Source organism: Sphingopyxis sp. USTB-05, from assembly GCF_023822045.1.
Taxonomy (GTDB): Bacteria; Pseudomonadota; Alphaproteobacteria; order Sphingomonadales; family Sphingomonadaceae; genus Sphingopyxis.
In genome coordinates this window covers 3,693,242-3,700,974 of the sequence record NZ_CP084712.1, presented here as the reverse complement: position 1 = coordinate 3,700,974, position 7,733 = coordinate 3,693,242, and the positions used below count along the sequence as shown (strand labels likewise).

The 7,733-nt window shown below is 64.8% G+C and carries 6 protein-coding genes; 5 read left to right on the top strand and 1 reads right to left on the bottom strand.

The window, feature by feature from the left end:
• The first annotated feature begins 24 nt into the window (after positions 1-24).
• The 5 genes from KEC45_RS17250 to KEC45_RS17230 are packed head-to-tail and all read left to right on the top strand — an operon-like array spanning position 25 to position 6,671.
• On the top strand, positions 25-744 hold the full coding sequence (locus KEC45_RS17250; protein WP_083435602.1) for an OmpA family protein: 720 nt from the start codon (positions 25-27) through the stop codon (positions 742-744).
• Positions 744-2,138 (top strand): TolC family protein, encoded by a 1,395-nt coding sequence (locus tag KEC45_RS17245; protein ID WP_062176038.1) that lies wholly within the window; start codon positions 744-746, stop codon positions 2,136-2,138. Before KEC45_RS17250 ends, KEC45_RS17245 begins: the two co-directional genes overlap by 1 nt.
• A gap of 37 nt (positions 2,139-2,175) precedes the next feature.
• Positions 2,176-4,323, top strand: coding sequence for a type I secretion system permease/ATPase (locus KEC45_RS17240; RefSeq protein ID WP_252171180.1), 2,148 nt, complete (start codon positions 2,176-2,178; stop codon positions 4,321-4,323).
• The gene (locus KEC45_RS17235; RefSeq protein ID WP_062176045.1) at positions 4,320-5,411 is read left to right on the top strand and encodes a cell wall hydrolase; all 1,092 of its coding nucleotides are present in this window, start codon (positions 4,320-4,322) and stop codon (positions 5,409-5,411) included. The genes KEC45_RS17240 and KEC45_RS17235 overlap by 4 nt, the downstream gene beginning before the upstream one ends.
• Before the next feature lie 3 nt (positions 5,412-5,414).
• Positions 5,415-6,671 carry an HlyD family type I secretion periplasmic adaptor subunit gene (locus tag KEC45_RS17230; protein ID WP_252171179.1) on the top strand — a complete coding sequence of 419 codons (1,257 nt, stop codon included), beginning with the start codon at positions 5,415-5,417 and terminating at the stop codon, positions 6,669-6,671.
• On the opposite strand, the gene KEC45_RS17225 is transcribed toward KEC45_RS17230, so the two are convergent.
• On the bottom strand, positions 6,617-7,690 hold the full coding sequence (locus KEC45_RS17225) for a transglutaminase-like cysteine peptidase (RefSeq protein ID WP_062176051.1): 1,074 nt from the start codon (positions 7,688-7,690) through the stop codon (positions 6,617-6,619). The genes KEC45_RS17230 and KEC45_RS17225 overlap by 55 nt on opposite strands.
• Between the last annotated feature and the right edge of the window lie 43 nt (positions 7,691-7,733).

Sequence of the window (7,733 nt, the reverse complement as noted above, 5' to 3'; positions counted from 1 at the left end):
AGAATAACGGGAGGCGATACGAGTATGGCACATCAACGGGGAAAATGGATGGCGGGGGCATTTGCCGCGCTGGCCTTGGCCCAGCCTGGCGCCGCACAGGCGCAGGCTCTTGCCGATCTGCCGATCGATCAGGTGCGAACCGAGGTTCAGACCCGGTACGACGCGGCGCTTGCGCTGACGATCGACCGGTCGGTCGTCGCCGCGAACAGCAATGTTTATACCTGGGCGTCGGAGGCCAAGGTTCAGTGCGGCATTGCCAAGGGGTTCCTCAAATCGAATACGAAGGACGCCGAAAGCCTGCGTCGCTGCGATTTCGCTTATGGCATGATGACCAAGCAGCCGCAGCCGGCACCGGAGGCTCCGCTTGTGCCGCCGGCTCCGCCGACGACCGAAAATTGCCCGCCGGTGGTCGCCTCGACCTTCTATTTCGATTGGGATTCGACCGTCGCTCCCGCCGATGCGAGCCAGTCGGTCGCCTTCATGGCGGAAAATCGCACGCGCTGTGGTTGGCGCAACTTTACCGTCGTCGGTCACACCGACCGGTCCGGTCCCGATCCCTATAATGAGGGGCTTGCGATGCGCCGGGCGCGCGTGATCGCCGACATGATGGGTGCCGTGGGCATTCCCGCCGACACCATTGCGGTGTCGGGCATGGGTGAACGCAAACCGCGCGTTCAGACGCCGGATGGCCAGCGTACGCCGGAAAACCGGCGCGTTGAAGTCGAAGTGAATGGGGGACAGTGATGAAACCGCAACATAAGCTCGCCGGCTTTGTCTCGGCACTCGCCATATCCTTCTTCGCCGCCTCGGCGTCGGCCGAACCGACCAGCATGCAGAATGTCATGGCGGTCGCTATCGATTCCAACCCGCAGATCAATCAGGCGGAAATGAACAAGCAGGCGATCGAGTTCGAGCTCGAACAGGCAAAGGGCCTGTATCTGCCACGCGTCACGCTCGAAATGTCGGCGGGGGTTCGCCGGCTCGAAAATGCGACGCGCCGCAACCTCGGCATCGCCAATGACGAGCTTTATCCGCTCGAAGCTTCGCTGCGCGCCGACCAGACGCTGATCGACTTCGGGCGGCGGCATGGCGAAAAGCTGCGTCAGGCGGCGCGCGTCGACGGCGCTGCGCTGCGCGTCCTCGAACGCTCCGAGTTCATCGCGCTGCAATCGGCGCGGCAATATCTCGACGTTCTGCTCCAGCAGCGCGTGGTCGCCGCCGCCGAAGACAATATGACGTTCCACAACAGCCTGGTGTCGGACCTGTCGAGCGGCGTGACCGCCGGATCGATCAGCGTCGCCGACCTCCAGCAGGCGCAGGAACGCGCCAAGGCAGCAAGCGTGCGCGTGTCCGAAGCAAAGGAAGCGCTCCAGAATGCCAAGATCGAGTTGCTCGCGCTGAGCGGCCTCGAAGTCGATGATGTGCAGATGCCGCCGGCGATGGCAGAAAAGCTGCCCGTGAGCCTGAGCGAAGCCGTCGGCCTGACCCGGACGCGCCACCCCAAGGTGCTTGAAGCGCAGGCGGACGTCGATGCCGCAAATGCCGAGGCAAAGAAGGAAAAGGGCGACCTGTTCCCGACGATCGGCCTCGAACTTTCGGGCCGGATCGGCGACGATATCGACGCGTTCCGGGGCGAGACGAACGACCTGCTCGGCCGTGTCGTCATGCGCTGGGACATTTTCGACGGCGGGATCAACCGCGCGAAATATCAGGAGATGGTGCGCCGCGCGAGCGAGAGCCGTTTCCGCCTGCACGAAACCGAACGCAATGCCGAGGCCGATACGCGCCGCGCGTGGAACAGCCGCGAAACGCAGACCGCGGTGTTCCGCGACCTCGTCGACCAGAGCAAGTCGACCGACGAATTGTTGCTTTCCTACCGCGAGCAATTCTCGGTCGGACGGCGTTCGCTGCTCGATGTTCTCGATGCGCAGAACACGCGCTTCAACGTCCAGGTGCGCGCCGAAACCGCGCGTTTCTCAGAGATGTTTGCGGTTTATCAGATCCTCGCATCGACCAACAGCCTGCTGGAGGCGTTCAACCTGACCGCACCCGAATCGCGCCGCGTCTATGCGCGCGAGAAGGTTGGTTACGGCCCGCCGGCTCCCGCCGAACTCCAGCGTCGCCGTTACCCGCAATAAATTCTTGGTGGATTGATTCTAAGTAGAAAAATTGAATATGGGACAGGGTCAATCCTCGATTGCGCGTATCGGTAAAGAGGCGCCTGGCGATCCGCTGATCGCCTCCATCCTCTTTGTTGCGCAGCACTTCGGCCAGAATTTCCAGCGCGGCGCCCTCTCGGCACTGGCGCGCGATGAAAAGGGTTTCCTCCCTTTTCATCAGGCCGAGGCTGCGCTCGATCTCTGCTTCATCAACAATGAGCGGCTCTACGCGCGCAAGGTCCGGAACCTTGCGCGCGAACTGCCTGCGATCGTCCGCCGTACCGACGGCGGCTGCGCCGTGCTGCTCGAGGCGAAAGACGACCAATATCTCGTCTGGGAACCTGATGCCGATGCACCGGTCTGGGCCGACGAAGCGACGGTCGAAGAAAGCTACGCCGGACAGGCGGTCGCGGTTTCTGCCGATCCGACCGCGATCCGCGCCGAAGAGCGGCCATGGGACGAGCAGGCGAAGCGCCATTGGTTCTGGAGCGAGATCCGGCGGATGCGCCGCTCCTTCTATCCGGTGCTCGGCGCGGCGCTGATGATCAACCTGCTCGGCTTCGCGCTGCCGCTGTTCACGATGAACGTCTATGACCGCGTCATCCCGAACAAGGCGGTGTCCAGCCTGTGGGTGCTCGCGGTCGGCGCGCTGCTCGCTTTCGCGGTCGAATTCACGCTCCGCCTGGCGCGTGCGACGCTGCTCGACGATCTAGGCCGCGAACTCGACGTCAAATTGTCCGAGAAGATCTTCTCGAAAGTGCTGAATATGCCGCTTGCCGACCGGCGCGGGAGCACCGGCATGCTGGCGCGGCGCGTTTCCGAATTCGAGAGCATTCGCGACTTTTTCGCCTCGACGACGATTGTGCTCATCGTCGACGTCGTTTTCCTGTTCCTGTTCCTGATCATGATCGCGGTGCTCGCGGGGTGGCTCGCACTGGTGCCGTTGACGATCATCGCCGTGATGGGCGTCGCAGGCTATTTCCTGCAGCGCCGGATGGTGCAGGCTTCGCTCGACAATCAGGCGGACGCCAGCATCCAGCATTCGATGCTGGTCGAGGCGATCGGCGGGGCCGAAACGGTCAAGAGCTGCGCGGCCGAAGGGCAGGTGCTTGGGCAATGGCGCCGGATGGTCGACACCAGCGCGCGGACGCAGGCGACGATGCGGCGCACGGGCGCGGCAGCCATCAACCTCGCGACGCTCGGCCAGCAATTTTCCAGCCTCGCGCTTGTGGTCGGCGGTTTTTATCTGTTCGACGCGGGCAAGATTTCGATGGGCGCGATCATCGCGATCGTCATGCTCGCGGGTCGGTCGATGGCGCCCGTCGGGCAGCTCGCATTCCTGATGACGCGCGGTCGTCAGGCGCTGACGACGATGGCGAGCATCCAGCAGATGATCGAGGCGGACGACGAACGCCGCATGGGCAGCAGCGCGCTCAACCTGACGATCGACACCGGCAATGTCTCGGTCGAGGGCCTGTCGTTCACCTATCCGGGTGCCGCGGCGCCGTCGCTGACCGATATCGACCTCAAGATCGAGGCGGGAGAGCGGATCGCGATCGTCGGCCGCGTCGCGTCGGGCAAGTCGACGCTCGGGCGCCTTCTCTGCGGTCTTTATGCGCCTGAGGCGGGCAATATCTTCGTCGACGGGCTCGACAGCCGCCAGCATTCGCCGATCTACCTCCGCTCGCAATTCCGTTTCGTTGGGCAGGATGCCGTGCTGTTCAGCGGCTCGATCAAGCAGAATATGCAATATTGCGCCCCGGCGGCCACCGACGCCGAGCTGCTCGCGACGTTGCAGTCGATCGGCGCCGACCGTTTCATGGGCCGCGACGAAACCGGGCTCGACCGGGGAACGGGCGAGCGCGGTGGACAGCTTTCGGGCGGCCAGCGCGGTTTCCTGACCATCGCGCGCGCGCTTGCTTCGCCCTCGCGCCTGCTTTTCCTCGACGAGCCGACCGGCGCGATGGACACGCAGAGCGAGCGACTCTTCATCCAGGCGCTCGATAAGGCCGTCGCGAAATCGCAGACGGTGATCATCGCGACACACCGCGAGGCGATCCTTCAGATGTGCGACCGCATCATCGTGATCGACGGCGGCCGCATCGTCGCCGACGGCCCGCGTGCCGAAATCCTCGCGCGGACGACCAAGGAACCGACATCATGATCCCGGAACTCAACGTCGGGCGCGACGGCGCCGCCAGTGCCGACGCGCCGTGGGCCGGCGAGCGGCAGGGTTCGTCGAAAAACCTCAAGCTGGTCCTGCTGGGTTTTGCGTTGATAGCCGCCGCAATCCTGTTCGCCTCGTCGAACGATCGCCTGTCGCGCTTCGTCGAGGATGTCGTCGCCGATTGGACCGCCGACCCTGTCGAAACCGCCAGGGCCGCAAAGCAAAAGGCGATCGCGAAACTGATCACCGAGACCGAAACCAACTCGGTCGTGCCCACCGCCGAGGGCGCTGACGCGGTGGCGCGCAATGCGCTGCTCCCCGTTTCAACCTTGCCGGTCGAGGCCGCACGGCCCTTCATCATGCCGACCATCTCGCTCGCTCAGTCGACCAATGCGCAGCGCTGCCTGACGCAGGCGATCTATTATGAGGCCGCGACCGAATCCGACGCGGGCAAGGCGGCGGTCGCGCAGGTCATCCTCAACCGGATGAAGCACCCTGCCTATCCGAATACCGTTTGCGGCGTTATTTATCAGGGCAGCTCGCGCCCGGGCTGCCAGTTCAGCTTCGCGTGCGACGGTTCGATGCGCCGCCCGCCGGTGCCCGCGCTGTGGCGTCGCTCGGCCGAGATCGCGCGTGCCGCATTGTCGGGGCATGTCGAGGTAAGCGTCGGCATGGCCACGCATTATCACGCCAATTATGTCCTGCCGCGCTGGGCCCCGAAGCTCACCAAGATCGAACAGATCGGCGCGCATATCTTCTATCGCTGGCCCGGATCGTGGGGGAAACCCAAGGCTTTCTCAGACGCTTATGCCGGCGCCGAATATATCCCCGCATTCAGCCAGCTCTATCAGGGCGGCACCGCGACGGCCGAGGCGTTGCCGGGCGAGGCGATCGCGGTCGAAGGCGTACCACCGCCGCGCGATCCGACCGACCACCGCGCTGACAACGACGTCGGCGGCCGCGTCGACGTGACGAAGGGTTGGGTGCCGAATATTCCCGACCCGACGCAGGGCAAGTCGCGTTTCGACAGCCTGACGAACCAGCAGGGCGCCGCCGTCGCACCCGAAACCCAGCCCGGAAAATAGCGCATGTCGATCGTAAAATTCTGGCAGCGCCTGCGCGGAAGCGAGCAGATCATGGTCGCCGCCGCCGCCGGCTTCGTTCTCTTCCTGCTGTGGGCGAGTATCGCGCGCGTTGACGAGGTGTCGCGCGGGCAGGGACGCGTTATCCCATCGTCGAAGGTGCAGATCATCCAGTCGGCCGAACCCTCGACGATCCGCGAAATCCTCGTCCGATCGGGGCAGACGGTGCAAAAGGGGCAATTGCTCGTTCGCCTCGACAATACGACATCGCAATCCGAACTCGGCCAGCTCGAAACCGAAAATGCCCGCCTCGCCCAGCGCGCCGCGCGCCTCGCGGGAGAAGGCAGCGGGGCAGGGTGTGCGGGGGCCGATTGCGGCGATGAAGCGCGGCTTGCCGAGGTGCGGCGATCGTCGTTGCAAAGCCAGCTCGCGGCGCTGTCCGCCGGGGTCGAGCAGCGCCGACGCGACATGGGCGAAGCGCAGGCCACCGCCACGTCGCTCGAAAGCAGCCTGCGCCTCGCACGGCAGCAGGTCACGATGCTCGAACCGCTCGCCGCCAAGGGCGTCGTGCCGCAGACCGAGCTGCTCACCGCGCAGCGCGAGGTCGTCGATATCCAGGGCCGGCTTGCCGCGGCGCGTCAGGCGATTTCAAGGTCGCAGGCAGCGGTGCGCGAAGCGGGCGCCGAAGTGTCGCGCGCGCGCTTCGACTTCCAGCAGGAGGCGCTCAACGAACGCAGCCAGCTCACGACCAAGATGGCGGTGAATCAGGAAACGATCCGCGGCGCCGAAGGGCGTCTTGCGCGGTCGGAGATCCGTTCCCCGACGCGCGGCGTCGTCAACGACCTGCTCGTCAACACGCTGGGCGGCTATGTGAATGCGGGCGAAAAGATCATGCAGATCGTGCCCCTCGGTGACAAATTGCTGATCGAAACGCGCGTTACCCCGCGCGACATCGCCTTCATCACGGTCGGCGACCCCGCGAACGTCAAGGTTACCGCTTATGATTTCTCGATCTATGGCGGCCTCAAGGGCAAGGTCGTGCGCGTGTCGGCAGACAGCATCTATGACGAGGTCGAGCGACAGGCCTATTTCACCGTCGTCGTCGAAACGACGAACAGCTATCTGACGTCGAACGGCCGGCGGCTGCCGATCACCCCCGGCATGCTATGCGATGTCGAAATCGTGACCGGCAAGAAATCGGTGCTGAGCTACTTGCTCAAGCCGGTCTTGAAGGTCAGCGGGTCGGCGCTCACCGAACGCTGATTGTTCAGCGCGAGCGTATAGGATTTTTGCGACGCCGGGATCGCGGTGAGGTTCGGTGAGGGCTGGGTGCCGCGATAGGCGTGGACCCAGCGCCGGTTCTCGCTGAACGACAGCACCGGGCGTACCGCATTCGACCGGCTGCCGTCGTACAGCCGGTCGGTCACATTATCGAGGACGAGCTTCCCGGCGTCGGTCTGGACGAGCAGAAAGGCATGGTCGGCATTTGCGGCAAGATCGCGGAGCAGCACCAGCTTCATGCGATCGGCATCGACCCCGGCCGCGCGCAGCATCTGCATCTTCAGGATCGCGAAATCCTCGCAATCGCCTTTGCCGCGCGCGATCGTCTGTTCGGCGGTCGCCCAAAAATCGCGCTGACGGTAATTGCGGTCGTCATTCACATAGGCGATCTCGCGATTGACCCACTGATTGACGCGCGCGAGCAGGTCCTGCTCGGCAAGGCCCGGCGAAGCGTTTGCGCTGCGCAGCTTGCTTTGCATCAGCCCCGCCGGCGCGGCGCGGCGGACATGGTCCCAGCGGTCGTCGAAACGTGTGCGCTTGACCGGGATCGCGCGGGTGCCAAGCTCGGCGGCCGGATCATATTCGGCGGTTTCGGCGAGCGGCGCGAAGATCGACAGCGCGCCGCAGTTTGGAGCAGGCGCGAAGGCGATCGGGGTGCGGCTCGCGGGTTCGAGCGTGTGGCGGACGGGGAAAGCATCGAGGCCGGCGTCGACCGGCGCTGCGGGGGCGAATGCGGGTGCCGCGCTGCCCTGCTGGTCGGCACGGATGCGATCGAGCGCGCTTGGCGCACCGCCCAAAATGGCGCGCGAAATGTCGGCGCGCGCCGGCGGTGCATAGCTTGCCGTGACGGGGCACGCCGCCTTGCTGTCCGCCAACGCCTTGTCGTTGAGCAGCTTTGACGAGGCTTGCGCAGCCGACGGCGTCAGCGCCGCGGCGGCAAGGGCGACCGAGACAGGAAGCCATCGCGACTCGCCAGCGACAAGATGGGCATGCTTTCTCATGCCACCCGATTTGACGCGGCGGCGTGAGGATATGCTTCATGAC